The organism is Pseudonocardia acidicola (genome assembly GCF_012911935.1).
Taxonomy (GTDB): Bacteria; Actinomycetota; Actinomycetes; order Mycobacteriales; family Pseudonocardiaceae; genus Pseudonocardia; species Pseudonocardia acidicola.
In genome coordinates, this window is sequence record NZ_JAAXLA010000010.1 from 1 (window position 1) to 25552 (window position 25552).

Annotated in this window: 22 protein-coding genes; 10 read left to right on the forward strand and 12 right to left on the reverse strand. The window is 72.4% G+C overall.

The genetic code is table 11. The features are described from left to right. The first annotated feature begins 22 nt into the window (after positions 1-22). The 5 genes from HF526_RS07570 to HF526_RS07590 all read left to right on the forward strand — a co-directional run bounded on the left by HF526_RS07570 (position 23) and on the right by HF526_RS07590 (position 4558). Positions 23-592: an ATP-dependent Clp protease proteolytic subunit gene (locus tag HF526_RS07570; protein ID WP_169380732.1), complete on the forward strand. Its 570-nt coding sequence runs from the start codon at positions 23-25 to the stop codon at positions 590-592. A 37-nt stretch (positions 593-629) separates the two neighbouring features. After that, complete coding sequence (locus HF526_RS07575; protein ID WP_169380599.1) at positions 630-1973, forward strand: sodium:proton exchanger; 1344 nt, start codon at positions 630-632, stop codon at positions 1971-1973. Between the two features lie 257 nt (positions 1974-2230). Continuing rightward, on the forward strand, positions 2231-3256 hold the full coding sequence (locus HF526_RS07580; RefSeq protein ID WP_169380600.1) for a 6-phosphofructokinase: 1026 nt from the start codon (positions 2231-2233) through the stop codon (positions 3254-3256). Between the two features lie 24 nt (positions 3257-3280). Then, positions 3281-4048 (forward strand): metallophosphoesterase, encoded by a 768-nt coding sequence (locus tag HF526_RS07585; RefSeq protein WP_338051354.1) that lies wholly within the window; start codon positions 3281-3283, stop codon positions 4046-4048. 105 nt (positions 4049-4153) lie between these two features. After that, on the forward strand, positions 4154-4558 hold the full coding sequence (locus HF526_RS07590) for a hypothetical protein (RefSeq protein WP_169380601.1): 405 nt from the start codon (positions 4154-4156) through the stop codon (positions 4556-4558). On the opposite strand, the gene HF526_RS07595 is transcribed toward HF526_RS07590, so the two are convergent. The 4 genes from HF526_RS07595 to HF526_RS07610 form a co-directional block, all read right to left on the reverse strand. Beyond that, the gene (locus tag HF526_RS07595) at positions 4524-5498 is read right to left on the reverse strand and encodes an AIR synthase related protein (RefSeq protein ID WP_169380602.1); all 975 of its coding nucleotides are present in this window, start codon (positions 5496-5498) and stop codon (positions 4524-4526) included. The two genes, HF526_RS07590 and HF526_RS07595, sit on opposite strands and share 35 nt — an antisense overlap. A gap of 22 nt (positions 5499-5520) precedes the next feature. After that, positions 5521-6147: a helix-turn-helix domain-containing protein gene (locus tag HF526_RS07600; RefSeq protein ID WP_169380603.1), complete on the reverse strand. Its 627-nt coding sequence runs from the start codon at positions 6145-6147 to the stop codon at positions 5521-5523. A 204-nt stretch (positions 6148-6351) separates the two neighbouring features. Further along, positions 6352-7008: an alcohol dehydrogenase catalytic domain-containing protein gene (locus HF526_RS07605; RefSeq protein WP_239028431.1), complete on the reverse strand. Its 657-nt coding sequence runs from the start codon at positions 7006-7008 to the stop codon at positions 6352-6354. Positions 7009-7101: 93 nt separating this feature from the next. Continuing rightward, a complete protein-coding gene (locus HF526_RS07610) occupies positions 7102-7812 on the reverse strand; it encodes a LuxR C-terminal-related transcriptional regulator (protein ID WP_169380604.1) in 711 nt (236 codons plus the stop codon). Positions 7813-8052: 240 nt separating this feature from the next. On the opposite strand from HF526_RS07610, the gene HF526_RS07615 reads away from it, so the two are divergent. Both HF526_RS07615 and HF526_RS07620 read left to right on the forward strand, forming a co-directional pair. Next, on the forward strand, positions 8053-9471 hold the full coding sequence (locus HF526_RS07615; RefSeq protein WP_169380734.1) for a helix-turn-helix domain-containing protein: 1419 nt from the start codon (positions 8053-8055) through the stop codon (positions 9469-9471). 116 nt (positions 9472-9587) lie between these two features. Beyond that, a complete protein-coding gene (locus tag HF526_RS07620; RefSeq protein WP_169380606.1) occupies positions 9588-10775 on the forward strand; it encodes an MSMEG_0568 family radical SAM protein in 1188 nt (395 codons plus the stop codon). Between the two features lie 79 nt (positions 10776-10854). On the opposite strand, the gene glmS is transcribed toward HF526_RS07620, so the two are convergent. From glmS to HF526_RS07635, 3 genes are all read right to left on the reverse strand, one after another. Next, complete coding sequence (gene glmS, locus HF526_RS07625; protein WP_169380607.1) at positions 10855-12690, reverse strand: glutamine--fructose-6-phosphate transaminase (isomerizing); 1836 nt, start codon at positions 12688-12690, stop codon at positions 10855-10857. Between the two features lie 26 nt (positions 12691-12716). Continuing rightward, positions 12717-12983, reverse strand: coding sequence for a hypothetical protein (locus HF526_RS07630; RefSeq protein WP_338051356.1), 267 nt, complete (start codon positions 12981-12983; stop codon positions 12717-12719). A gap of 89 nt (positions 12984-13072) precedes the next feature. Then, positions 13073-16954: an ABC transporter ATP-binding protein gene (locus HF526_RS07635; RefSeq protein ID WP_169380609.1), complete on the reverse strand. Its 3882-nt coding sequence runs from the start codon at positions 16952-16954 to the stop codon at positions 13073-13075. Positions 16955-17126: 172 nt separating this feature from the next. Here HF526_RS07635 and HF526_RS07640 point away from each other — a divergent pair, with 172 nt between their 5' ends. Further along, the gene (locus tag HF526_RS07640; RefSeq protein ID WP_169380611.1) at positions 17127-17954 is read left to right on the forward strand and encodes an aldo/keto reductase; all 828 of its coding nucleotides are present in this window, start codon (positions 17127-17129) and stop codon (positions 17952-17954) included. Between the two features lie 98 nt (positions 17955-18052). On the opposite strand, the gene HF526_RS07645 is transcribed toward HF526_RS07640, so the two are convergent. After that, entirely contained in the window at positions 18053-18982 is a 930-nt protein-coding gene (locus HF526_RS07645; protein ID WP_169380612.1) for an alpha/beta hydrolase, read from the reverse strand. 206 nt (positions 18983-19188) lie between these two features. Between HF526_RS07645 and HF526_RS07650 the strand changes: the two genes are divergently transcribed. Next, on the forward strand, positions 19189-20751 hold the full coding sequence (locus tag HF526_RS07650) for a long-chain-fatty-acid--CoA ligase (RefSeq protein ID WP_169380614.1): 1563 nt from the start codon (positions 19189-19191) through the stop codon (positions 20749-20751). A gap of 30 nt (positions 20752-20781) precedes the next feature. Here HF526_RS07650 and HF526_RS07655 read toward each other — a convergent pair whose 3' ends face one another. From HF526_RS07655 to HF526_RS07665, 3 genes are all read right to left on the reverse strand, one after another. Then, entirely contained in the window at positions 20782-21402 is a 621-nt protein-coding gene (locus HF526_RS07655) for an MEDS domain-containing protein (RefSeq protein WP_169380615.1), read from the reverse strand. A 511-nt stretch (positions 21403-21913) separates the two neighbouring features. Continuing rightward, complete coding sequence (locus tag HF526_RS07660) at positions 21914-22672, reverse strand: PAS domain-containing protein (protein WP_169380617.1); 759 nt, start codon at positions 22670-22672, stop codon at positions 21914-21916. A gap of 92 nt (positions 22673-22764) precedes the next feature. Beyond that, positions 22765-23565 (reverse strand): PucR family transcriptional regulator, encoded by an 801-nt coding sequence (locus HF526_RS07665; RefSeq protein WP_169380619.1) that lies wholly within the window; start codon positions 23563-23565, stop codon positions 22765-22767. A 236-nt stretch (positions 23566-23801) separates the two neighbouring features. Here HF526_RS07665 and HF526_RS07670 point away from each other — a divergent pair, with 236 nt between their 5' ends. Next, positions 23802-24833 carry an LLM class F420-dependent oxidoreductase gene (locus HF526_RS07670; protein ID WP_169380621.1) on the forward strand — a complete coding sequence of 344 codons (1032 nt, stop codon included), beginning with the start codon at positions 23802-23804 and terminating at the stop codon, positions 24831-24833. Between the two features lie 14 nt (positions 24834-24847). Here HF526_RS07670 and HF526_RS07675 read toward each other — a convergent pair whose 3' ends face one another. Next, on the reverse strand, positions 24848-25303 hold the full coding sequence (locus HF526_RS07675) for a nuclear transport factor 2 family protein (RefSeq protein WP_169380623.1): 456 nt from the start codon (positions 25301-25303) through the stop codon (positions 24848-24850). Positions 25304-25552: the final 249 nt, after the last annotated feature.

The following is a 25552-nucleotide window of genomic DNA, read 5'->3' on the forward strand; positions in this document are numbered from 1 at the left end:
GCCCCCGCCCGTCGCGGGCCCGGTGCTGCGCGGGCTGCCGCCCGGCGCGTCCGCGATCGACCCGGTGCTCGACCGGCTGCTCGCCGAACGCATCGTCTTCCTCGGCGGCGAAGTCGACGACGACGTCGCCTACCGGATCACCGCGCAACTGCTGTTGCTCGCCGCGCAGGACCCGGACACCGACATCACCTTCTACATCGACTGCCCCGGCGGCACGGTCACCGCGGCCATGGCCGTCTACGACACCATGCAGCTGATCAGGCCGGACGTGGCGACCTGGGCCGTCGGCGTCGCGGCGTCGGCCGGGCAGTTCCTGCTCTCGGCCGGCGCGCCCGGCAAGCGGCACGCGCTGGCGCACGCGCGGATCCTCACGCACTCCCCGTCGGCCGGGGCGGGCGGCACGGCCACCGAGATCGCGGTCCGGGCCGGGGTGTTCGGCGAGCTGAAGCGGCAGATCGCCGAGCTCACCGCGCGGCACACCGGGCAGTCCGTCGCGACCGTCACCGCCGACACCGACGCCGACCGCTGGTTCACCGCGGAGCAGGCGCGCGACTACGGCCTGATCGACCACGTGGTGGGCGCGACCGGCTGACCGGTTTGCCGGTTCCGGCGGCCGGGAACCCGCGGGCGTGCCCGAGAGCCCGCGGCGCCTGCCGCTGCAGCTTCTGCTCGCCGTGCTCGCGGCGTTGCCAGGCGCCTACCTCGGGGCCGCCGGCTACCTGGACCTGCCACATCCCGAGCTCGCGCCCGCCGGCGGTGCGCTGCTCTACGGGATAGCGATCATCGGCGCCGCGTTCGTGCTGTCCTGGGCCGCGGAGGCCGCGCAGGTGGACATCAGCGCCGGGCTCGCGCTGGCGGTGCTGGCCCTGCTCGCCGTGCTGCCCGAGTACGCGGTCGACTTCGTCTTCAGCTTCCACGCCGGGCGGACCTACGCCGAGACCGGCGAGTGCCTGCCCGGCCCGGACGGGGCGGACCCGTGCGCGCTGGCGCTGGCCAACATGACCGGGGCCAACCGGGTGCTGGTCGGCGTCGGCTGGCCGGTCGTCGTGCTGGTCGCGACGATCGCGGTGCTGCGTGCCCGCCGCCGCGGCGGGCACGACAGCGCGACGACCCACGAGTGGTGTGTGCAGATGCCGCGCACCTTGACCCCCGAGGTCGTGTTCCTGGGCATCGCGACGCTGTACTCGCTGACCCTGCCGCTGCGGCACACGCTGACCCTGGCCGACGCCGCCGTACTGGTCTCGATCTTCGCGGCCTACGCGTGGCGGCTGGCCAAGGCCCCGCCGGAGGAACCCGACCTGATCGGCACCGCGGCGTGGGTCGGCGGGATGCACCGGACCCGGCGCCGCTGGACCGTCGGGCTGCTGTTCGGGTTCGCCGGGCTCGTCATCCTCACCACCGCCGAGCATTTCGCCGAGGGCCTGGTCGGCACCGGCCGCGAACTCGGCGTCAACCAGTTCATCCTCGTGCAGTGGGTGGCCCCGCTGGCCAGCGAATCCCCCGAGCTGATCGTCGCCTGCCTGTACGCGTGGCGACTCAAGGCGGGCGACTCGCTGGGCACCCTGCTGTCCAGCAAGGTCAACCAGTGGACGCTGCTGGTGGGCACGATCCCGATCGTGTTCGCGCTGGCCGCCGGGACCACCGCCGGTCTCCCGCTCGACGGCCAGCAGCGCTTCGAACTGCTGCTGACCGCGGCGCAGTCCCTGTTCGCGGTGAGCATCCTGATGGACCTTGCGCTGACCGTGTGGGGTGCCGCGGCGTTGTTCGGGCTGTTCATGGTGCAGTTCGTCGCGAGCATCACGCTGTCGGCCGCGGCCGACCGCCTCGTCATCATCGTGCTGTCCGGGGTCTACGGCGTGCTCGCGCTGCTGCAGTTCGTCCGGCACCGCGGCGACGTCGTCCGGACCACCCGTGACGGGCTCGCCACGCCGTTCGCCGAACTCGAGAAGGTGGACCGGGCCGCAGCCGGCTGAGCCGCGCAGAACGCGGGACCTTCGCCGGTACTCCCCCGGCGGCGCGTGGTGCTGCAATCCGGCTTCGCGGAACCGGTGGGAGGAGCGATGCGCGGTCGCGCAGACCGATCCGGAGTCCGGCCTCCGGAATTCGCCGGTAGCGCGACCTGACCATTCGCAGAACCTCCCCGGCGCGGTGCTCCCGGGCTCGCTAGCGTTGAGAGCGAAGGTTTCTGCATCGATGCACGAGACGTTCCGAGAGGGAAGAGGGCAGCCTCATGCGTGTTGGCGTGCTCACCGGGGGTGGCGACTGTCCCGGCCTGAACGCGGTCATCCGGGCCATCGTCCGCAAAGGCATCCCCGAATACGGGTTCTCGTTCCTCGGCTTCCGCGACGGCTGGCGCGGCCCGCTCGACGGGCTCACCAGACCGCTCGACATCCCGGCGGTGCGCGGCCTGCTCCCCCGCGGCGGCACGATCCTGGGCTCGTCGCGGACCAACCCGTTCGCGATCGAGGACGGGGTCGACCGGATCCGCACCAACCTGATGAACTTCGGCGTCGAGGCCCTCATCGCCATCGGCGGGGAGGACACCCTCGGGGTGGCCGCGAAGCTGCACGAGGTCGGTGTCAACGTCGTCGGGGTGCCCAAGACGATCGACAACGACCTGTCCGGCACCGACTACACCTTCGGCTTCGACACCGCGGTCAACATCGCGATGGAGGCCATCGACCGGCTGCACACCACGGCCGAATCGCACCACCGGGCGCTGATCGTGGAGGTGATGGGCCGGCACGCCGGGTGGATCGCCCTGCACTCCGGGATGGCCGCCGGCGCGAACGCGATCCTGATCCCCGAGGTGCGGTTCGACATCGCTCAGGTCTGCAAGTGGGTCGAGAGCCGGTTCCGGCTCGACTACGCGCCGATCATCGTCGTGGCCGAGGGCGCCAGGCCCAAGGACGGCGACGAGGTGCTCCTCACGGGGGAGAAGGACGCCTTCGGGCACGTCCGGCTCGGCGGGATCGGTGACTACCTGGCCCGCGAGATCGAGGCGCGGACCGGCAAGGAGGCCCGGACCACGGTGCTCGGCCACGTGCAACGCGGCGGCACCCCGACCGCGTTCGACCGCTGGCTCGCGACCCGCTTCGGGCTGCACGCCATCGACGCGGTACACCAGGGCACGTGGGGCATGATGACCGCCCTGCGCGGGACCGACATCGTGACGGTGCCGCTGCTCGAGGCGACGAAGGAGCCCAAGCTCGTCGACCCGGCGCTGTACGCCGAGGCCGAGGTGTTCTTCGGGTAGGGCCGGCTCCGGCAGACTGACGGCGTGCCGGAGCCCGCCGCCCTGCTGCTCGCCCACATCAGCGACCTGCACATCGACGGCAGCGAGCGGGCCGTGCGGCGCGCCGCGCGGGTGCTGCGGCAGCTCGGTGAGCTGGCCGTCGCGCCCGATGCGCTGATCGTCAGCGGCGACCTCGCCGACCACGGCGGCGAGGAGGAGTACCGACTGGTCACCGGGCTGCTGGCCGACAGCCCGTCGCCGGTGCTGATCTGTCCGGGCAACCACGACGCCCGGGCTGCGCTGCGGGCGACGGTGCTCGGCGAGCCGGTGCTCGGCACGCCGGACGACCACCGGCCGGTGAACCGGACGGGCCGGGTCGGTGAGCTGACCGTGCTGCTGGCCGACTCGACCATCCCGGGCCGCCCCGAGGGGCACCTGGACGACCCGACGCTGGAGTGGCTGGACGCCGAACTCGCCGAGGCCGGGGAGGGCCCGGTACTGCTCGTCATGCACCACCCGCCCGCGGCGCTGCACCATCCCGCGCTCGACGACGTCCGCCAGCACGGCGAGCACCGCCTCGCCGAGCTGCTGTCCCGGCACCCGCCAGTGGCCGGGCTGCTGTGCGGGCACGCGCACACGGCCGCCGCGGGCGTTTTCGCCGGCGCACCGCTGCGGGTCGCGCCCGGCGTGACCTCCACGTTGGTGCTGCCCTGGGAGCGACCGGGGGCGGTGTTCGACACCGACGCCCCGCCCGGAGTGGCCTACCACGTGTGGTCCGCCGACCGGCTCACCACGCACTTCCGCGTCGTCTGATCGGCATCCGGTTCACGAGCACGCAACACGACCGCAACAGCGGCGTGCCGCGGTGGATCTACAACGGAGGCAGCGCCCTGCCCGCAGCATTCCGGAGGCCGTTCCGTGTCGCGATCCGCCGAGTTCGCCCCGCCCACCCAGCTCACCTGCCGCGTCTGGTGCCGCCCGGCGCCCGCGCTGCGGGCGCACCACGATCAGCTGCTGCGCGTGGAGCGCGACACCGACGCGATGCTCGATCTGTTCGAGCTGGCGGTCACGTGGGCGGAGCTGGAGTATCCGGCCGAGACGACGATCGCGCCGTCCGACTGGGTCGGCTTCGCCGAACTGCACCGCTGGCAGAACCCGCAGCGGGTACTGCGGATCTTCAGCCTGGCCACCGACGTGGCGCTGTCCGGACCCGCCCTGCGCAAGCGGGTCGGCACCCCGGCGGCCGGGCTGGGCCTGGCCGCCGGGTCCGGGCTGTGCCCGGCGCTGCTCAGCCCGCCGCAGCGGCGCGCGGCAGGCCGGTGACCCGGAACTCGTCGAGACGCAGCACCGTCGCCCGCTCCGCACCGGCGCGCAGCGCGAGCTCCCCGGTGTCGTCGAGCCGGCCGACGACGGCCGCCGCGAGGTCCCGCTCGGCGAACGCGGCGAGGCACTCGTCCTCACGGCCCGCAGGCACGCACAGCAGGAAGCCGAAGCTCGGGAAGCAGTTGAACCACTTCGTCAGCGGCACGCCGGACGGTGCCGGGACGGCGTCGACGTCCACCGTCACCCCGTGTCCGCCGGGCTCGAGCAGCATCGCCAGCGAGCCGACGAGCCCGGCCATGCTGATGTCCTTCGCCGCCACCACGATCCCGGCGCGGGCGAGCGTGCCCAGCAGCCGCACGTCACCCGCGCAGCGCTTGCCGCGCGAGGCGAACGCGGGGAAGTACGGGAAGTCCTGGCGCATCTCGCCGTCGAGCGCAGCGGCCACGACCAGCGACTGACCGGCCGCGGCATGGGTGACCGACAGCGGCGCCGGGGTGCTGCCCACCCCGAACGCCGAGAGCGCGGGCGGGCCGTCGTGGATCGTCAGGTGCCCGCCGATGATCGGCACGTCGAACAGCTCGGACGCCTCGCGCATACCGGCCAGCGCGAGCCGGGCCACATCCTCGGTGGCCACCACGGTGTCGACGATGCCGAGCGGCTCCGCCCCCATCGCAGCGAGGTCGTTGACGTTGGTCAGCACCGCGGCGAACCCGGCGCCGCGTGGATCGGCCGCCACGAACGGCGGGAACAGCGCCTCCCCGCACGCGACGACCCCGGCTCCCTCGGCCGAGACGACGGCGCCGTCGTCACCGGGTCCGCCGAGCCAGTCCGTTCCGCCGAGCACGTCACCGACGAGGCCGATCTCGGCCTTCGCCCGCAGCCCTGGATTGGCCAGCACGGAGTCGACGATCTCGCCGAGCGAGTTGGCCACCTGCGTCATTGAATTCCTCGTATTTCCCGCATCAACTGCGCAACATCCACCACACGACGCGTGCCGGCTCCGGGCCGGGGTTGCGCCACTCGTGCGGCCGGTCCGTCGGATAGTGCAGGGTGTCGCCGGCCCGGACGAGATACCGCTCGCCGGCCACCTCCACCTGCAACGCACCCTCCAGCACCAACATCAATTCCTCGCCCGCCCGCAGCGGGCGGGTGTCCCCACTCTTCCCGCCGGGTTCGACGACCGCGAACACGGCCCCACCGCGCAGCCGCTCGCCGGGGGCGGCGATCGTGGCGGCGTCGACCCCGTCGGCGCCGCGCGCCCATTCCGGCGGCGGTCCGGGCCGCTCGTCGGCCCGCACGTGCACCGCCACCGGCGCGGTGTGCCCCGCATCGTCGACGAAGTAGCCGATCGGCCGCCCGAGTGCGCCGGCGAGCTTCAGCAGCGTGGTGATGGTGGGCACCATGTCACCGCGCTCCACCTTGTGGATCGCCGCGGCGGACACCTCGGAGCGGGCTGCGAGCTGCTGCAGGGAGAGCCCCAGCCGCTGCCGGACCTCGCGCACCTTCGGTCCGATCGCGCCGACGATCGGCTCCCAACCGGCCGGGTCCCGGTTCGGTCCGCGGTCGGTTGTGGAGTCGGGCACCGTCATGGCGCGACCTCCTCGGTGTATCCGCCGCCATTCCAAACGTTCATCATCATAAACGCCGTCTTTTATCGTGGAGGCCATTTGTCATGGATCGCACCGGGCCCGCGGACGCGGCCGGCGTACCGCGAGGCCGGTGCGCCCTCCGCGGGACCGCTCAGTTCAGCAAGCCGTGCGGATCGAGGACGAACTTCTGCGCGACCGCCCGGGTCACCTCCATGATCGAGTTGAGCACCGTGGCGGGCGCCTCCTGGGCGTCCGCGCCGTGCCCGCGGGCCTCGAAGCCGGCCGCGTCGATCGCCGCGCCGACGTCCGGCACGCCGGGAAGATGTCCGACCGCATCGTCAGGTCGCGGATCTTCTCCATCGCCTGGTCGCGGTCGGGGAACTTCAGCAGGTTCCAGTCCGCGTACGGGACCATCACGCACTCGGCCTGGCCGCCGACCCAGCCACCCATGTCGACGTAGCCGTAGGCCGATCCGGGCCGGTCCGGGTTCACGTTCAGGCACACCCCGGTGTGCCCCTCCTCGCACATCCGGCAACGCCCGCACGCGATGGTGAACGGCACCGAGCACAGGTCGCCGACCTTGATGAACTCGACCTCGCGACCGGTCTCGACGACCTCACCGGTGATCTCGTGGCCGAGCACCAGCCCCGCCGGTGCGGTGGTGCGGCCGCGCACCATGTGCTGGCCGGAGCCGCAGATGTCGGTCGAGACGACCTCGAGGATCACGCCGTGCTCGCATGTGCGGCCCACGTTGGCCGGATTCACCCCGGGACCGTCCTTGAGCACCAGTTCCGGATGGTCGATGGTCTGCACCTCGACCTTGCCCGGCTCGATGCAGGCGACCGCTCTGTTGCCTGTCATGTCCGATCCACCCGATGCACGGTGTTTCCCGCATGGGTGTCCTACCCGCCGGGCCGGGCCGGCCAATCCCGCCGGCCGCATCGGGCGCGCCGGTCAGACCATGCCCTGCCGGGTCGCGGTGTAGACGATCTCCGTGCGACGCCGGACCTCGAGCTTGTCGCGCAGGTTGCGGACGTGGAACTTCACGGTGGCCTCGGAGATCAGCAGGCGGCGGCCGATCTCCCGGTTGCTCATCCCGACCGCGAGCAGTTTGAGCACCTGGTTCTCCCGCTCGGTGAGCATCTGCGCGCGGGGACGTTCGCCCCGGTCCCCGTCGCGCGGCACGTCCATCACCACCGAGCCGGAGCGCGAGTCGAAGACGCTCTCACCACGCAGCACCGCCCGCACCGCCCGCACGATGTCCGCGGTGTCGGCCCCCTTGCGCAGGTAGCCGTGCACGCCGAGCCGGACGGTGCGCAGCATGACCTCGCGGTCGCGGCAGCTGGTGAGCACCAGTACCCGCACGCCACGGCGACGCTCCAGCAGGGCCCGCGCGACCTCGACACCGACGGTGTCGCCGCGACCCAGGTCGACGTCCAGGACCACCACGTCGGGGGCGCTGCGGTCGGCGATCAGCAGCGCGTCCCGCGCCGTGGCCGCCTCGCCCACCACGGTCAGGTCGATCTCGCCGGCCAGCAGCTGCCGCAGCCCGAAACGGACGATGGCCTCCGCATCGACCAGCAGCACCCGCGCGGTCCGGCGGACGATCTCAGGTTCCGGGCCTGCACCGAACCGGCGCTGGTCCAGCACGGCGTCGACGGTCATGTCAGGTCCTCTCCCTGCGTTGGGCGGTGGGGAGGAACGTAGGCAACGCCACGTTGCGCGTTCGTTGCACTGTCCATCAGGTGAGGTGGAGCCCGGTTTGCCGGCACTCGTCCGGCTGGGTGATGATTTCCCGGGGCCAGCCCGCTGGTCGCCCAGCGATCATGCTCGGGGGTGCTGTTGTCGATCGAGTCCGACCCTGTCGCGCACGCTCGTGTGCTGTCCGACCTCTTCGACGCGGTGATGGGCGGCGAGGAGGTCCGTCAGGCACCCCGGCCGATCGTCTCGGAATCCTGGCAGCGCAGCCTGGCCGCGCAGATCGACCCGGAGAACCGCACCCCGCCCGTCGTCTACCGGCCGGACGACCTGCCCGGCATCCGGGAGTCGCACCCGCTCAACGCGGTCATGCCGCTGCTGCGTGACACGCTCGTGAGCATCGCCGACGCGGCCATGCACGTCATGCTGGTGACCGACGCCGAGGGGCACATCCTGTGGCGCGACGGCGCCACCCGGCTGCTCGTCGACGCCGACCGCGTCGGCCTGTTCCCCGGCACGCACTGGAGCGAGGACGCGATCGGCACCAATGCCATGGGCACCACGCTCGCCGTGGACGCTCCGGTGCAGATCCACTCCGCCGAGCACCTGGTCCGGGCCTACCACGCCTGGACGTGCGTGGCGGCCCCCGTGCACGATCCCGACACCGGCGCGATCCTCGGCGCGATCGACATCAGCGGGCCGCTGCACACCGCGCACCCGGCACTGGTGCAGCTGGTCTCGGCCACCGCCCAGCTGGCGGAGAACCAGCTGCGGGTCCGGCTGGCCATCGCCGACGAGCGGCTGCGGGTGCGCAACATGCCGCACCTGGCCAGCCTGCGCGGCGCGGCCGGCGCGCTGGTCACCCCGACCGGGCGGATCCTCGCCGGCGAGCCCTACGGGTGGTGGCCGGAGCGGATCACGCTCGAGGAGGGCTCGGACCGGGTGATGCTCGCCAACGGCCGGGAGATGCTGGTCGAGCCGCTCGCCGAGGGGTACCTGCTGCGCACACCGGGCCCGGGCTCGTCCTCGACGCCGGTCGAACGGCCGAGCACTGCGCTGTCGCTGCGGTTCATGGGCGACGGTGCGCCGAGCGTGCTGCTCAACGGCCGCCCGATCCCGCTGACGTTGCGCCCCGCGGAGATCCTCACCGCGCTCGCGCTGCATCCCGAGGGCCTGACCGCGGAGCAGCTCGCACTGCTGCTCTACGGCGACGACGGGAACCAGACCACGGTGCGCGGAGAGATCCACCGGCTGCGCGCGCTGATCGGGGCCGACGTGCTGCGGACCCGCCCGTACCGGCTCGCGGCCACTGTGGACAGCGATTTCGGGGCGGTCCGGCAGGCGCTGAAGGCCGGGCGGGCGGAGGCGGCGCTGCGGGCCTGCAGCGGGTCGCTGCTGCCACGCTCGGACGCGCCGGAGATCCGCGAGGTGCGCGACGAGATCGTGGCCGGGCTGCGCCGGGCGGTGCTCGACGCCGATGACCCGGTGCTGCTGCACACCTTCGCCGGACATCCGCTGGGGCTGACCGATCTGGAGGTACACGACCGGCTCGTCGAACTGCTGCCGGCCGGTGACCCGCGGCGGCCGGTCGTCGTCTCCCGCTGGGCCCGGCTGCTCGCCGAGTAGCGCATACGTGCCGTAAGCCTCAGTTGCGGCTCATCGGTTGACATCCCGACTGCGCAGGTTTCCTATAAGACACGCTCAGTTACTCAAGTGAACGTCGTGTCGGGAGTGGATGAACAATGACCGCAGTCGACGAGAGCCGGTCAACGGGCACAGGTGCTGCTTCGGAGGCGGTGGCCGCCTTGATCATGGAGCTGCAGGCGGTCGGGCTGCGGATCGAAACCGAACTGGAGACCTCCCGCAAGGGCGGCGCCGGCCCCTCCGACTCCGGCATGCTCTGGATCGAAGGCGTCCCGGTCACCGTGCCCCCCAGCAGCGAGTCCCCCTACTCACTGCGCGCCGAGGACGACGGCCAGGGCATCTACCGCGACGGCACCAAGATCGCCTCCGTCTCGGGCACCGCCCGCCCCCGCTTCTACGACCTCACCACCGCCGACGGCATCCCCTACCACCAGATCGCCCTGCTCCACCTGGACTCCCTCGCCTCCACCGTCGTCCAGGCCTGCAACTACTGGGGCAACTCCGACCAATGCGGCTTCTGCGGCATCGGCCTGTCCCTCGCCGCCGGCACCACCATCGCCAAAAAAACCCCCGAAATGCTCGCCGAGGTCGCCACCGCCGCCCGCGACCTCGACGGCGCCGTCGACGCCACCCTCACCACCGGCTCCTCCGTCGCCCCCGACCGCGGCGCCCTCTACGTCGCCCGCTGCGGCCACGCCGTCAAACAAGCCGCCGGCCTGCCCGTCGAAGTCCAGTTCGAACCCCCCCGCGACCTCGACACCATCAACCAGGTCCACGACCTGGGCATCGACGCCCTCGGCATCCACATCGAATCCTTCGACCCCGCCGTCCTCGCCCGCGTCGCCCCCGGCAAACACCGCACCGGCATCGACACCTACTTCCGCACCTGGGAACACGCCGTCAAACTCTTCGGCGAAGGCCGCGTCTCCACCTACGTCATCCTCGGCATGGGCGAAGACCCCGACCTCACCGTCGCCATGTGCAAACGCGCCATCGACATCGGCGTCTACCCCTTCGTCGTCCCCCTACGCCCCGTCGCCGGCTCCCTCATGGAAAACATCCCCGCCCCCGCACGCGACTACACCGAACCCATCTACCGCAAGGTCGCCGGCTTCCTCGCCGAACGCGGCCTCGGCGCCGACACCGCCGTCGCCGGCTGCGCCCGCTGCCAAGCCTGCTCGTCACTGAACCTCATCCAGCACGCCGGCACCGCCCCACCCTGCAGCTCCACCACCACCGGAACCCCCGCCCCCCTGCTGCAGATCGGCAAACGCCCCGGCGCCTGAGGCACACGATCAACGAATCAGGGGCATGAGCGTCACCCATGACGCTCATGCCCCTGAAGCACCGATCATGCTCGGACCGCTACTCCACGGTGACGGACTTGGCGAGGTTGCGGGGGCGGTCCACGTCGCGGCCCAGCGCCAGGGCGGCGTGGTAGGCCAGCAGCTGCAGCGGCACGGACAGCAGGATCGGGTCGAGCTCCGGCTCGTTCCTCGGGATCACCAGCGTGCGGTCGGCCAGGTCGGCCGGCAGCTCGCGGTGCGCCAGCGCGACGACCGGGCCCCGACGAGCCCGGATCTCGGCCAGGGTGGACGTGTTCTTGTCCAGCAGATCGTCGTCGGGCACGACGGCGACCGTGGGCAGCTCCGGACTGACCAGCGCCAGCGGGCCGTGCTTGAGCTCCGCCGACGGGTAGGCCTCCGCGTGCACGTAGGAGACCTCCTTGAGCTTCTGCGCACCCTCCCGGGCGACCGGCCAGCCGCGTCGCCGCCCGACGAACAGCACGCTGCGCCGCTGCGCCAGCTCGGCGGCCACCTCGGCGATCGCGCCCGTGCGCCGCTCCTCGTCGAGGATCTCCGCGATCTGGGCGGGCAGCGCGTTCAGCCCGTCGATGATCCGGCGTCCCTCGGTGGGCGAGAGGTCCCGGATACGCCCGAGGTGCAGGGCGAGCAGCGCGAACGCCGCCAGCGTGGAGGTGAACGACTTGGTCGCGGCCACCGACATCTCCGGGCCCGCGTGGATGTAGATGCCGCCGTCGCACTGCCGGGCGATCGTCGAGCCGACGACGTTGACCACGCCGATCACCCGGCCGCCCTTGCGCTGCAGCTCCTGGACCGCGGCCAGGGTGTCGACGGTCTCGCCGGACTGGCTGACCGCGACGTAGAGGGTGTCCGGCTCGACGACCGGGTTGCGGTAGCGGAACTCCGACGCCGCCTCCGCGCCGGCCGGCACCCGGGCCAGGTCCTCGATGAGCTGGGCGCCGAGCTCACCGGCGTAGGCCGCCGACCCGCACCCGAGGATCTTCACCCGGCGGAACTCACGGGCCTCCCGGATCGACAGGTTGAGCCCACCGAGGTGCGCGGTCTGGAACCGCTCGTCCAGCCGCCCCCGCAGGGTCCGCTCCAGGGTGCGCGGCTGCTCCTCGATCTCCTTGACCAGGTAGTGCGCGTGGTCACCGATCTCGGCGCCGACGACGTCCCAGTCGATGGTGGACGGGCTCTTGGCCGTCGCGTGGTCGTCGATGGTGAAGGTGCGGTAGCCGCCCGCGGTGAGGGTGGCCAGCTCGCCGTCGTCGAGGTAGACGACCTGCCGGGTGTGCCCGACCAGCGCGGCGACGTCGGAGGCGACGAACATCTCCTTCTCGCCGATCCCGAGCAGCACCGGGCTGCCGTTGCGGGCGACGACGATGCGGTCCGGGCGCTCGGCGTCGATGACCGCGAGCCCGTAGGCGCCGACGACCTGACGGAGCGCCTGCCGAACGGCCTGCTCGAGGTCGCCGGCGCCGGCGGCGTAGGCGGCGGCGATGAGGTGCGCGACGATCTCGGTGTCGGTCTGCGAGGCGAACTGGACACCCTCTGCGGCCAGCTTGGCCCGCAGCTCGTCGGCGTTCTCGATGATCCCGTTGTGCACCACCGCGATCCGGCCGCTCATGTCGGTGTGCGGGTGCGCGTTCTCGACGCTGGGCTCCCCGTGGGTGGCCCAGCGGGTGTGCCCGATCCCCGGGCTGCCCTTGAACCGGGCGGGCAGGTCGGCGGCGAGGTCGGCCACCCGGCCGCTGACCTTGCGGATCTTCAGCGCGCCCCGGGAGGCGACGGCCAGTCCCGCCGAGTCGTAGCCGCGGTACTCCAGCCGCCCCAGGCCTTCCAACAGGATCGGGGCGGCGTCCTGCGCCCCGACGTATCCGACGATCCCGCACATGAGCGATTCCTTCCGGGTGGCTGGGTTCAGCCGTAGACGATGCGCCGGAGCTGGCGGGCGGACAGCGACGGCGGCGCGACCCGTCGCGCCGCCAGTTCCGCGCCCACCTGCTCGAAGATCCGGTTGTTGGTGAGCCCACGACTCTGGAGCTCGGCATGCCGGCGGCGCACGAAGTCCTCGACCGGCTCTCCGAAGTAACCGAGGACCTCGGCCACCACGCGGGCCGCTTCGTTCGCACTGAGCGGGGTGCTGCGAACCAGGTGGGTGATCAGGTCGTCGTGAGGTCCACGCACTCGGCTGATCGTGCCCGAACGACCCGGCGAAAGCCAATAATCCTGCCCGAAATCAGGCAAGATCGACCCCGCGAACGGGTGTGCGGGCGTCAGGCCGACCGGGCTGCGGAGTACGACGCGTCGTCGTCGCCCGAGTCGGCTGTCGGCTCCAGCTCACCGGCCCGCCACAGCGCCGCGTACCGCCCACCGGCCGCGAGGAGTTCCGCGTGCGGTCCCTGCTCGACGATTCGCCCGCCGTCGAGCACCACCACCCGGTCCGACCGCGCGGCGGTGGCCAGCCGGTGGGCGACGACGAACGCGGTCCGCCGCGAGGTGAGCCGGTCCCCGGCCGCCAGCACCGCGGCCTCTGTGGCCGGGTCGAGCGCCGCGGTGGCCTCGTCGAAGATCAGCAGGTCGGGGTCGACGAGCTCGGCGCGGGCCAGCGCGACGAGCTGGCGCTGCCCCGCGGACAGGCCCTGGCCGCGCTCCCCGACCGGATGGCGGAACCCACCGGGCAGGGCGCGCACCAGCTCCAGCGCACCGACCGCCCGGGCCGCCCGCTCGATCTGCGCCGGGGTCGCGTCCGGCCGCCCGTAGGCGATGTTCGCCGCGACGTCGCCGGTGAACAGGTGCGCTTCCTGCGGGACGACGCCGAGCCGGTGCCGGTAGTCGGCCAGCGGGAACCGGCGCAGGTCGACCCCGTCGACCAGGACCGCACCGGAGTTCACGTCGTAGAACCGGGCCAGCAGCTTGATCAGCGTCGACTTGCCGGCCCCGGTCGCCCCGACCAGCGCCACGGTCTCCCCCGCCGCCACCCGCAGCGACACCCGGTCCAGCGCGGGCGCGTCGGCACCCGCGTAGCGGAAGGTCACCTCGCGCAGTTCCACCTCCCCGTCCAACCGGGCGGGCACGGTGACGGCCTCCCCGGCCGGGGTGGCCGGGACCGAGGTCGGGGTGCGCAGCAGCTCGGAGATCCGCAGCAGCCCGATCCGGGCCTGCTGGTAGCCGTCGAACACCTGGGAGAGCTGCTGCACCGGGGCGAAGAACAGGCCCAGGTAGAGCAGGAACGCGGTGAGGATGCCGGGGGTCAGGTCGCCGTGTGCCACCCGGGCGGCGCCGACGCCGAGCACCGCCGCCTGCGCGATGTCCGACAGCAGCGCGACGAACGGGAAGTAGGTGGCGATGTAGCGCTGCGCCCGCAGCCGGGAGTTGCGGTACGCGGCGCTGCGCCGGCTGAACCGGTCGGCGCTGTGCTCCTCGCGGACGAAGGCCTGCGCGACCCGGACCCCGGAGACGTTCTCCTGCATGTCCGCGTTGACCACGCTGACCCGTTCCCGCGCCTCCGCATAGGCCGTCGACGACAGCCGCCGGAAGATCACCGTGGCGACGATCAGGACGGGCAGCACCGCCAGCGCGACCAGCGCGAGCTGGGCATCGGTGATCAGTAGCGCCACCGCCACGCCGAACACGGTGAGCAGGCTGACCACCGCCTGGGCCAGCCCGGTCTGCAGGAACGTCGACAGCGCGTCGACGTCGGTGGTCATCCGGGTCATGATGCGGCCGGCCAGCTCGCGCTCGTAGTAGTCGAGGCCCAGCCGCTGCAGGTGCGCGTAGCTGCGGATGCGCAGCAGGTAGAGCAGGCTCTCCCCGGCCCGTGAGGTCGTCACGGTCTGGGCGGCGACGACGAGCGCATCGGCCGCGACCAGGCCCAGCCCGATCAGCGTCGCGACGACCAGCGCCGACCCCGAACCTGCCGTGATCCCGTGGTCCACCGCGTACCGGGCCACCGACGGGAAGGCCAGTGTGGCGAGCGCGTCGGCGGCCACCAGCGTCATCGCGAGCACCAGCAGGCCGCGCACCGGCCGCAGCAGCCTGCCCAGCCGGAAGCCGGGGTCGGGTGCGGTCGGGTCGAGCCCGCCGAGCCGCGGGCGCTCGGTCGCCGGGCGCAACGCGTCGACCGCGGCGAGCAGCTCGGGGGTGGCCGGGATGCCGCCGACCACCGACGCCATCCCCCCGCCGCCCCGGCCGCCCTGCATCGCCGAGGCCGCCGCGGCGCGGACCGCCAGGTCGGAGGACCCGGCGGCCACGGCGCCGGCCGGGTCGGGCCAGAGCTCCGGGGTGACGCCGGCGCCGGACCCGTTCGTGCCTGAACCACCGGCTGCCGCGTCGTCGGCGGGGACCGCGCTGTTCGCGCCGGGCCCGGTGTGCGCACCGGACCCGCTCGTCTCGGGACCGCCGGCCGGGGCCGTGGCGCCGGCACCGCCGGCCGGGGTCGTGGCGCCGGCACCGCCGGCCATCCCGTCGTCCGCCGCGCCGGCCGGGGCCGCGGCCAGCAGCTGCCGGAACAGCGGGCTGCGCGCCGCGAGCTCGGCCTGGGTGCCGACGTCCACGACCCGGCCGCGGTCGAGCACGGCGATCCGATCGGCCAGCGCCAGGGTGGACCGGCGGTGCGCGACCAGCAGCGTGGTGCGCCCGGCCATCAGGGTGCGCAGCGTTGCGTGGATCGCGGCCTCGGTCGCGGTGTCGACCGCGGACGTCGCGTCGTCGAGCACCAGCACGCGCGGGTCGGTGAGCATCGCCCGGGCCAGGGCGATCCGCTGCCGCTGCCCCCCGGACAGGGTCAGCCCGCGCTCACCGACCTCGGTGTCGTAGCCGTCGGGAAGCGACTCCACGAACGCGGCGATCTGGGCCGCCTCCGCGGCCGCGCGCACCTCCTCGTCGGTCGCGTCGGGACGGCCGTAGGCGATGTTGGCCCGGATGGAGTCGGAGAACAGGAACGCCTCCTCGAACACCACCCCGAGCTCCGAACGCAGGTCGGCGAGCCGCAGCCGGGGCAGCTCGACCCCGCCCAGGCGCAGCGCCCCGGCCTGCGGGTCGTAGAACCGCGGCAACAACAGCGCGACCGTGGACTTGCCGGATCCGGCGGTACCGATCAGCGCCATCGTCTCGCCGGGCTCGACGCGCAGCGACAGCCCGTCGAGCACCGGTTCGCGCCGGGTGTAGCCGAAGCGGACGCCGTCGAGCTCGACCGACAGCGGCCCGTCCGGCAGCGTCTGCGGGTGCTCCGGGTCGACCACCTCGGGCTGGGAGTCGACCAGGTCGTACACCCGCTCGACCCCCGCCCGGGCCAGCTGCGCGCTGACGATCAGCGAGCCGACCAGCCGGGCCGGCCCGACGAGCTGGGCGACGTAGGTGGTGAAGGCGAGGAAGGTGCCGAGGGTGATCGCGCCGTTCAGCGCGAGCGCACCGCCGAGCCCGATCACCCCGACCTGCCCCAGCGACGGCAGCGCGAGCAGCGCGGGGTTGAGCTTGGCGGTCATCCGGGCGGCCCGCATCCGCTCGGCGAAGAGCTTCCCGGCCAGCCGTTCCAGCTTCGAGACCTCGCGGGCCTCCTGTCCGAAGCCCTTCACCACCCGGACCCCGGTGACCGTCTCCTCGACCTGCTGGGCCACGTCGGCGGCCCGCTGCTGGGCCGACCAGGTCGCCGGGAACAGCGACCGCCGGGACCGGCTCGTGACCCACCCCGCGGCCGGCAGCAGGATCAGCGCGATCAGGGTGAGCAGCGGCGACAGCCACAGCATCGCGGCCACCGAGACCACCACCAGGACCACGGTGCCGGCGGCCAGCGGCACCATGGACAGCAGCGACTGCACCAGTTGCAGGTCGGTGATCGCGCGGGAGACCACCTGCCCGGTGCGCAGCGCGTCCTGCCGCTCCCCGTCCAGGCGCTGCACCGCGGCGAACACCTGGCGGCGCAGGTCGTGCTGCACGTCCAGGGCCATCCGCCCGGCCAGATAGCGCCGCATGAACGACGCACCGAACCGGATCAGCGCCAACCCGACGATCGCCGCGACCACCGCGCCCAGCACCGCGGTCACCCCGGCCACCGCGTCGTCGACCGCAACCCTGGTCAGCAACGGGCCGGCGGCCTCCAGGCTGACCCCGAACACCGACGCCAGCAGCGCACCGAGAGTGACGGCACGGTGCTTCATGCAGGCGCCGACCAGTCTCCGGATCCACCCCCGCCGATCGGTTCCGGCGACGTCACCGGCAGGGATGGAAATCACCACCCGGTGAGGTTATGCCGCGACCGGAACGGGTGCTGGCGATGAGACCCGCGCAACACCGGGGAAGATCGGCGACTCCGGGCCGGTTGCACCCGGCGTGACCAACGTACCGAGCATCACGCTGAACAACGGTGTCGAGATCCCGCAGCTGGGCTTCGGAGTGTTCCTGGTCCCGGTCGGTGAGACCGAGGCCCCGGTCGCGACCGCGCTGGAGACCGGCTACCGGCACATCGACACGGCGCGGATCTACGACAACGAGCAGGAGGTCGGCGCGGCCATCGCCACGTCCGGCATCGCGCGCGACGACCTGTTCGTCGCCACCAAGGTCTGGAACGACGACCAGGGCCGCGATGCCACGCTCGCCGCGTTCGACGCCAGCCTGTCCCGGCTCGGGCTCGACCACGTCGACCTGTACCTCATCCACTGGCCGGTGCCGAGCGCGGACCGCTACGTGGAGACCTGGAAGGCGCTGCAGGAGATCAACGCCTCCGGCCGGGCCCGCGCCGTCGGCGTCTCGAACTTCCAGATCAGCCACCTGCGCCGGCTGATCGACGAGACCGGCTTCGTTCCGGCGATCAACCAGGTCGAGCTGCACCCGAACCTCACCCAGGAGCCGCTGCGCGCGTTCCACGCCGAGCACGGCATCGTCACCGAGGCGTGGAGCCCGCTGGCCCGCGGCGCTCTGCTCGAGGACCCGGCCGTCGGGAAGCTCGCGGCCAAGCACGGCAAGTCCCCGGCCCAGGTGATCCTGCGCTGGCACCTGCAGCTGGGCAACGTCGTGATCCCGAAGTCGGTGACGCCGGCGCGGATCGCGGAGAACTTCGACGTGTTCGGCTTCGAACTCGACGCCGACGACATGGCGGCGCTCAGCGCCCTCGACAACGGCACCCGCATCGGCCCGAACCCGGACGAGTTCGGCGCCTGAGCCCACGGTCCCCGTCGGCGCGTGACCCGCGCCGACGGCCCCGGCGGCCGCCGATCACCTACCGGTGACGGCGGCCGCCGCTGTTCGCGCCCCGCCCGTCAGCTCCCGAACGCCGCCCGCAGGTGCGCGCCCGCCTGGTCGTAGACGCCGCGGGTGTGCTCGATCGCGCCGAGCATCCAGAAGAAGCCGTGGATCATCGTCGGGTTCTCCAGGTGCTCGACGGTGACGCCCGCGTCGGCGAGCGCCGCGGCGTAGGCGTTGCCCTCGTCGCGCAGCGGGTCGTAGCCGGCGGTGATCACGGTGGCCGGCGGCAGCCCGGACAGGTCACCGCGGATCGGCGAGACGCGCGGCTCCTCGGCCTGGTTCGGGTTCTCCAGGTAGTGGCCGTAGAACCAGTCCATGGCGCCCTTGGTCAGCAGATAGCCCTCGCCGTTCTCGACCCGCGACGGGTACTCGCCGCCGGCGTCGACCGCCGGGTAGATCAGCAGCTGGTAGACCAGCGCCGGCCCGCCGTTCTGCTTCGCCATCTGCGCGACGACGGCGGCGAGGTTGCCGCCGGCGCTGTCCCCCGCCACCGCGACGCGGGACGCGTCGAGGCCCAGCTCACCGGCGTTCTCGGCCACCCACTTCGTCGCCGCGTAGCAGTCCTCCGGCGCGGCCGGGTACGTGTGCTCGGGGGCCTTGCGGTAGCCGACGGACACCACGGCGCAGTTCGCGACGTTGGACAGGGTCCGGCACGGCTTGTCGGCGACCTCGATGTCGCCGATCACCCAGCCGCCGCCGTGGAAGTAGACGATCACCGGGTGCGGGCCGGCGCCGGCCGGCTTGTAGACCCGGACCGGGATCTCGCCGGCCGGCCCGGGGACCGTGCGGTCGTACACCTCGGCGATGTCCTCGGGCTCGCCCTGCAGGCCGATGAAGGCCAGGCCTGCGTCCCGCGCCTCGGGCACGGTCATCTCGTCGAAGCCCTTCATCCCCTGGGCGGCCATCGCGTCCAGAAGGCCCTGCGCCTGTGCATCGAGCGCCATTGCTCAACTCCGTCCGATCGGGTGGTTGCGGCACAGCAACGACCGAAAGCGTGGTTCGCCGCCGCCGCGTCGTCAATCCTCAAATCGGGCTCGAGGCCGCCCCGCGGCCATCGGTCCGATTTGCCTGATCAGCCGGGCTCCTGTGGTCGCTACGATCCGACGCGACCGCCGCCATGTGCCCCGTGCCACACCGTCAGGGAGCCCGCATGACCCTCCAGCCCACCGATGTCACCGCGCTGTTGGCCCGCTGGGCGTCCGAACGGCCCGACGACGAGGCGCTGCGCTTCGGCGAGGTCAGGCACACCTGGGCCCAGCTCGCCGAGCGCGTGCACCGGGTGGCGGCCGCGCTGCGGGCCGACGGCCTGGTGCCCGGGGACCGGGTCGCGGTGCTCGACCTGAACCACCCGTCCTGCCTGGAGCTCACGCTGGCCTGCGCGCAGGTCGGCGCCGCCAATGCGGTCGTGAACTTCCGGCTCGCCCCGCCGGAGATCGTCTACGTCATCAACGACGCCCAGGCCCGGATCCTGTTCGTCGGGCCGGAGTTCGCGGGGGCGGTCGAGCAGGTGCGCGACACGTTGCCCACGGTCGAGCGGGTGGTCCACGTCGGCGGCGAGCGCGACGAGTACGAGACCTGGCTGGCCGCCCGGCAACCCGACACCACGGTGCACCCCGCCCGTCCCGACGACTGCTTCGTCCAGCTCTACACGTCGGGCACCACCGGCTTCCCCAAGGGCGCGATGCTCACCCACCGCGGGATGCTCGCGCACGCGGCGAACGTGGCCGAGGACTTCGAGCTGAGCGCCGCCGACGTCGTCCAGATCGCGATGCCACTGTTCCACGTGGGCGGCACCAGCTACGCCCTGCTGGCGCTCTACGGCGGCGCGCGGCTGGTGATGCTGCGGGTGCCCGACCCGGCCGCCGTGCTCGACATGATCGAGCGGGAGCGGATCACGCACACGTTCCTGGTGCCCGCGCTGATGGCCGCGATGGCCCAGGTGCCCGGCGCCGCCGACCGGGACTGCTCCTCGCTGCGCGCGCTGTCCTACGGGGCCTCGCCGATGCCGCTGCCGGTGATGCGGGCCTGCCTGAAGCTCTTCCCGGGGAAGATGCACCAGGTCTACGGGATGACCGAGGCCTGCGGCGTGGTCAGCTCGCTGGGCCCGGACGACCACTGCGACGACCCGGCCGCGGCGCACCGGCTCGTCTCCGCCGGCACCCCGATCCACGGCGTGCAGATCGAGATCCGCGACCCCGGCACCGGCGAGCCCGTGCCCACCGGCGAGCCCGGCGAGATCTGGGTGCGCACCGAGCAGCTCATGGCCGGCTACTGGGGAAAGCCGGACGCGACCGCGTCGGCGATCACCCCGGACGGCTGGCTGCGGACCGGCGATGGCGGGCACCGGGACACCGACGGCTACATCTACGTCACCGACCGGATCAAGGACATGATCATCAGTGGTGGGGAGAACATCTACCCCGCCGAGATCGAGCGGGTGCTCGCCGAGCACCCGACCGTCGCAGACGTCGCCGTGATCGGCGTCCCGGACGAACGCTGGGGCGAGGCGCCGAAGGCGATCGTGGTGGCCGCCCCGGGGCAGACCGTGGACCCGGACACGCTGCTGGCCTACTGCCGGGAGAACCTGGCGTCGTTCAAGTGCCCGAAGTCGGTCGAGGTACTCGACGAGCTGCCCCGCAACCCCACCGGGAAGGTCCTGAAGAAGGACCTCCGCACGCCCTACTGGGAGGGCCGCGACCGCACCCTCGTCTAGCCCGGCCTGCGGAGGCCCTGCGCTGAGCGGTCAGCCGCCCTGCGTCCGGCGTAACGCCCGGAACTCCTCCGGGCGCAGGTACCAGGGGTTCTCGAACAGCTGCCCGTGGATCATCATCCGCGGGTGGGTCTTGAGCAGGTCGATCACCAATCCGCCGGTGCAGTCGTCCTGCTCGTACAGGCACAGGACCGCAACCGGCTGGGTGGCCGTGAAGGTGTTCAGCTCGGACTCGTAGTCGATCAGTGCCTCGTCTCCGGGGAGTTGCGGACCCCACCACGCGGCTTCGGCTCCCAAGCGGGCGAACTCGTAGCCCTCGGCTCTGGACCTGGCCACGATCCGGTCCCAGAAGGCGAGCATCTCGGGGATCGAGAACTCCTCCGGGGAGAACTGCGGCTCGTCCGCCCCGAGCACCTGCAGTTGCTGCGAGGCCAGGCATCCATCGACATCGGCCTGCATGTCCAGCGTCCGGACGAGCGACGACGCGCCCGACTCCTGAAGCCCGAACAGGCACTTGTGCCCGGCGCCGAGCCCGGCGCCGAGGAAGGGCCGCAGGACGGCGTCGCGCTCGGCCGGGCCGGAGTACACCGCGCAGATGTGGTCACCAGCTGCGATGTCGAGGTCGAGGACGGGTTGCCGAACCTGGGTGCTCAATGTCGGCTCCTCTGCCGGCGGCCGCCCGACGGACGACCGGTTGTCGCTGCCGAGTGGGCCGCGTTGCTCAGCGGGCCCCCGCGACACCGGCCGTGCGCCGCGCGGACCGGTGGCCATGGACCGCCGTGTACCACCGCCTGCAGCCCTGAAACCGGCGATGCGTTCGCCGGTGTGCACGGCCCTGCGCCGCAGACAGGACGATGGAGGTTCCCGCCGCTGGACGCAACGGGCAGGCCGACGCGGAGGAGGAACGATCCACGTGTCACCGCACCACGACCCGGTCGGGACGGACCGGGGGCGCGCAGGGCCGGCGAGGGCGACATCGGCTCCTACCTCGCCGCCGACCCCGACACCATCGGCAAGGCCGTCGACGGCGCCGGCGACGGGGACGACCCGCTCAGCCTCTTCGACGTGCTCCCCACCGTCGACGACGCCTGCCGACTCGCGGCCTCGCCCCACATCCGCCACTGAATCCTCGGCAGGCACCCCGGCGGACACCCCGTGACCGGAGCTAGCGCGCCGGCGACCGGTCCGTCACCTCCACGGTGATGCCGCGGATGCGTTCGGCTTCGCCGTCCGCGCCGGGGACGGGCCGCCCGGCGGTGTGCAGCCGGCGGACGCTGCCGTCGGGATGCCCGATGCGGAACTCGTCGCTGTAGGGCTGGCCCTCGGCCAGGCTCGCCCGCAGCTCGCGGTCGACGCGGTGCCGGTCGACGGGAGCCACCCGCTGCAGGAACGCCTGGTAGTGCCAGGGCTCGCCGTCGGTGGCCGCGAAGACCTCGCGCAGCGCCTCGGACACGGTGAACCGGTTGGACGACAGATCCCATTCCCAGGAGCCGACGACCACGGGGGCGTCGTCGTCCCGGACGCCGGTGAGGCCGACCGCGATGGTGTAGAGCAACTGCTCCTGCGGGATCGCCTTGGTGATCCACCGGGTCCGCCGGTAGCGGCCGTCGCGGCCGAGCATGCGCACCTCGTGGCCGATGCGCGCGCCGAGCACACCGGCCATCAGGCGTTCGTTGGACTCGACCAGGGTGTGCCGGTCGTCGGGGTGGACCAACTCCCAGTAGGGCACGGACATCAGCTCGTCCGGGGACCACCCGAGCAGTTCCTGGTACGCCGGGTTGACCAGGGTGAAGTACCCCTCGTAGTTCCCGACGCCCATCATCGCCAGTGAGAGGTCCCAGAACCGGGCGAGGTCCTGCGCACTCGGAGCGCTGTTGGCCCACGCGTGCGCGGCTCCGTCCGGACCGCCGTTACCAGTAGTCATCTCCACCCCCGGGAGGCCGAGCCGGGTTCCGTGCGGGGAGGCCGCCACCAGTGTGCCCCGCCCGGCTGCAGCCGGCACCCGTCCAGGCCATGTCAGGGCTCCTGCCAGCGGGACACGGCGAGGAGCTGCGATGCCCAGACCGCGACGCGGAGGGCCTGCCAGTCGCCGGGGTCGCGGATGTCGTGCCCGGTGAGCTCGCGGACCAGCTGCAGCCGGTAACGCAGCGTGCTGCGGTGGATGCTCAGCTCGTGCGCCGCCCCGAGGAGATCCCCGTCGTGCCCCAGATAGACCGACAGCGTCGCCAACAGGTCGGTGCCGTGTTCGGCGTCGTACTCGGGCACCGGAGCGATCCACCGCCGGACGAACGCGTCCGCCTCGGCGTTGCCGGCGGACTCCGGAAGGAGCAGTTCGATGCCCAGGTCCTCATAGGTGGTGACTCCGTTCGGCGTCGGGGATGCCCGCCGGATGGTCAGCGCACGCAACGCCTCGCGGGACGAACGGGGCGCCTCCACCGGTCGCGAGAAGGAGCCGCCGACCCCGATCGCCACTCCGCCCGCCAATGCGGGCAGGTTCCAGCCCACCTCCGTGTACAGCTCCGTCCACGGCCGGCGGTGGTCCGTCGTCGCCGGGGGCTGCGCGACGAGGAACACCGCCCCCGCGCGTCTGCTCAGCAGGCTCCCCATCTGCATGGCGTCGGCGGCCAGCTCGACGGCCCGGCCCAGGGCGGCGTCGGCCGCCCCGGATCCGTACTGGGCCGCCACGACCTGGTGGGGTCGTCCCAGGTCGTAGCCGAGCTCCCGGGCACGGGTGAGGGCCGAGCTGTCGTCCGTTCCGGTGACGAGATCGTCGACGAGGTTGCGACGCTCGCGACGCATACCCAGGCCGTTGTCCATCGCTGCTCCGTCTCGGATTCGAAGGAGCAACCGCACCGTACCGCCGGGCGCCCCGCGGCAGACCGCACAGCAGACCGTCGCGATCGGGACGGGGCGCCCGCCGGAGACGTCGGCCGCGGTCACCGGCGCCGCGCCGGAACCGGCGGACGACGGGTGCGACGGCGCGCATGATGAGCGGGGACAGGCCCCGGCCGGTTACTTGACTGGCGAGTAACTTCTGCGTTAGGACCACAGCCATGCAGCTGTCCACGCAACTCCAGTACGGCGACGACCCGATCCGCAATGCCGAGGCGGTGGTCGCGCTGGAGCAGGCCGGCCTGGACGTCGTCTGGGTCGCCGAGGCGTACAGCTTCGACGCCGTCTCCCTCATGGGCTACCTCGCCGCGAAGACCGAGCGGATCCAGATCGGCTCCGGGATCCTGCCCATCTACACCCGCACCCCCACCCTGACCGCGATGACCGCGGCCGGCCTCGACGCGCTGTCGGACGGCCGCATGATCCTCGGCCTCGGCGCATCCGGCCCGCAGGTCATCGAGGGCTTCCACGGGGTCCCCTACGACAAGCCGATCGCCCGCACCCGGGAGATCATCGACATCTGCCGCACGGTGTGGCGGCGCGAGCGGCTGACGAACGAGGGCCTCTACCCGATCCCGCTGCCCGAGGGCCAGGGAACCGGGCTCGGCAAGCCGCTCAAGCTGATCAATCACCCGAAGCGGGCCGACATCCCGATCTGGGTCGCCTCGCTCGGCGACAAGAACGTCGAGATGACCGCCGAGCTCGCCAACGGCTGGCTGCCCCATGTGCTGATGCCGGAGAAGGTCCGCGAGGTGTTCGGCCCCGCCCTCGACGCCGGCCTCGCCAAGCGGGCGCCCGAACTCGGCCCGCTGCAGATGGCCGGCGGCGGGATCCTGGCCATCGAGGAGGAGATGTTCGAGCCCGCGCGCCGGCTCGCACGCGGCATGTACGCGCTCTACATCGGCGGCATGGGCGCGCGGGGCCGCAACTTCTACAACACCATCTTCCAGCGTCAGGGGTACGCCGACGAGGCCAAGCTCATCCAGGACCTCTACCTCGACGGGAAGAAGGAGGAGGCGGCGGCGGCGCTGCCCGACGAGTTCATCGAGAAGGTCACGCTGATCGGGCCGCCGTCCTTCGTCCGGGAGCGGATCGCCGCGCTGGGCGAGATCGGGGTGACGCAACTGCTCGTCAACCCGATCAGCGCGGACGCTCCGAAGGTGCTGTCCCAGGTCAAGGAGTGGATCTCCTGACCAAGAGGAGAGCTCTACTGCAGCGGTTGCACGGCCTCGCGCTCGGATGCCGGGCGCGGGCCGTGGATCCGCCGCTGTGATTCGTCGATGCGCACATCGTTGATGCTCGCCTCGCGGCGGCGCATGTACCCCTCGTCGTCGAATTCCCACAACTCGTTGCCGTAGCTGCGCCACCACTGCCCGTCGACGTCGCGGCTCTCGTACTGGAACCGGACCGCGATGCGGTTGCCCTCGAAGGCCCACAGGTCCTTGCGCAGCGCGTAATCCAGCTCACGCGCCCACTTGCGGCGCAGCAGGTCGGCGATCTCGGCGCGGCCGGTGACGAACTCGTCACGGTTGCGCCACACGGAGTCCTCCGAGTACGCCTGGGCCACCTTCTCGGGGTCCCTGGTGTTCCACGCGTCCTCGGCGGCCTGCACTTTCCGGGCCGCCGTGGCTGCGTCGAACGGCGGAAGGGGCGGACGGGTCATCGCTCACTGTCCTCTCGGGAGGCGGCCGCCGCCGGGGTGATCCGGAGCGGCTCGGCCCGCAGTGTGGCCCCGGATACCCGGCCCGGCCGGCCGGGCCCGGGCGACGTGCCCAACGCCACGAGGAATGCCGAGCCCGGTACCCGGCATTGTTGTCGGGGACTAACCTGACATCCGGTCACCGGCGAAGACGATCAGTAGGCGATTCAAGGCGGTTGAGAGCGTGTCCAGCAGCAGTACGTCCAGTCAGGC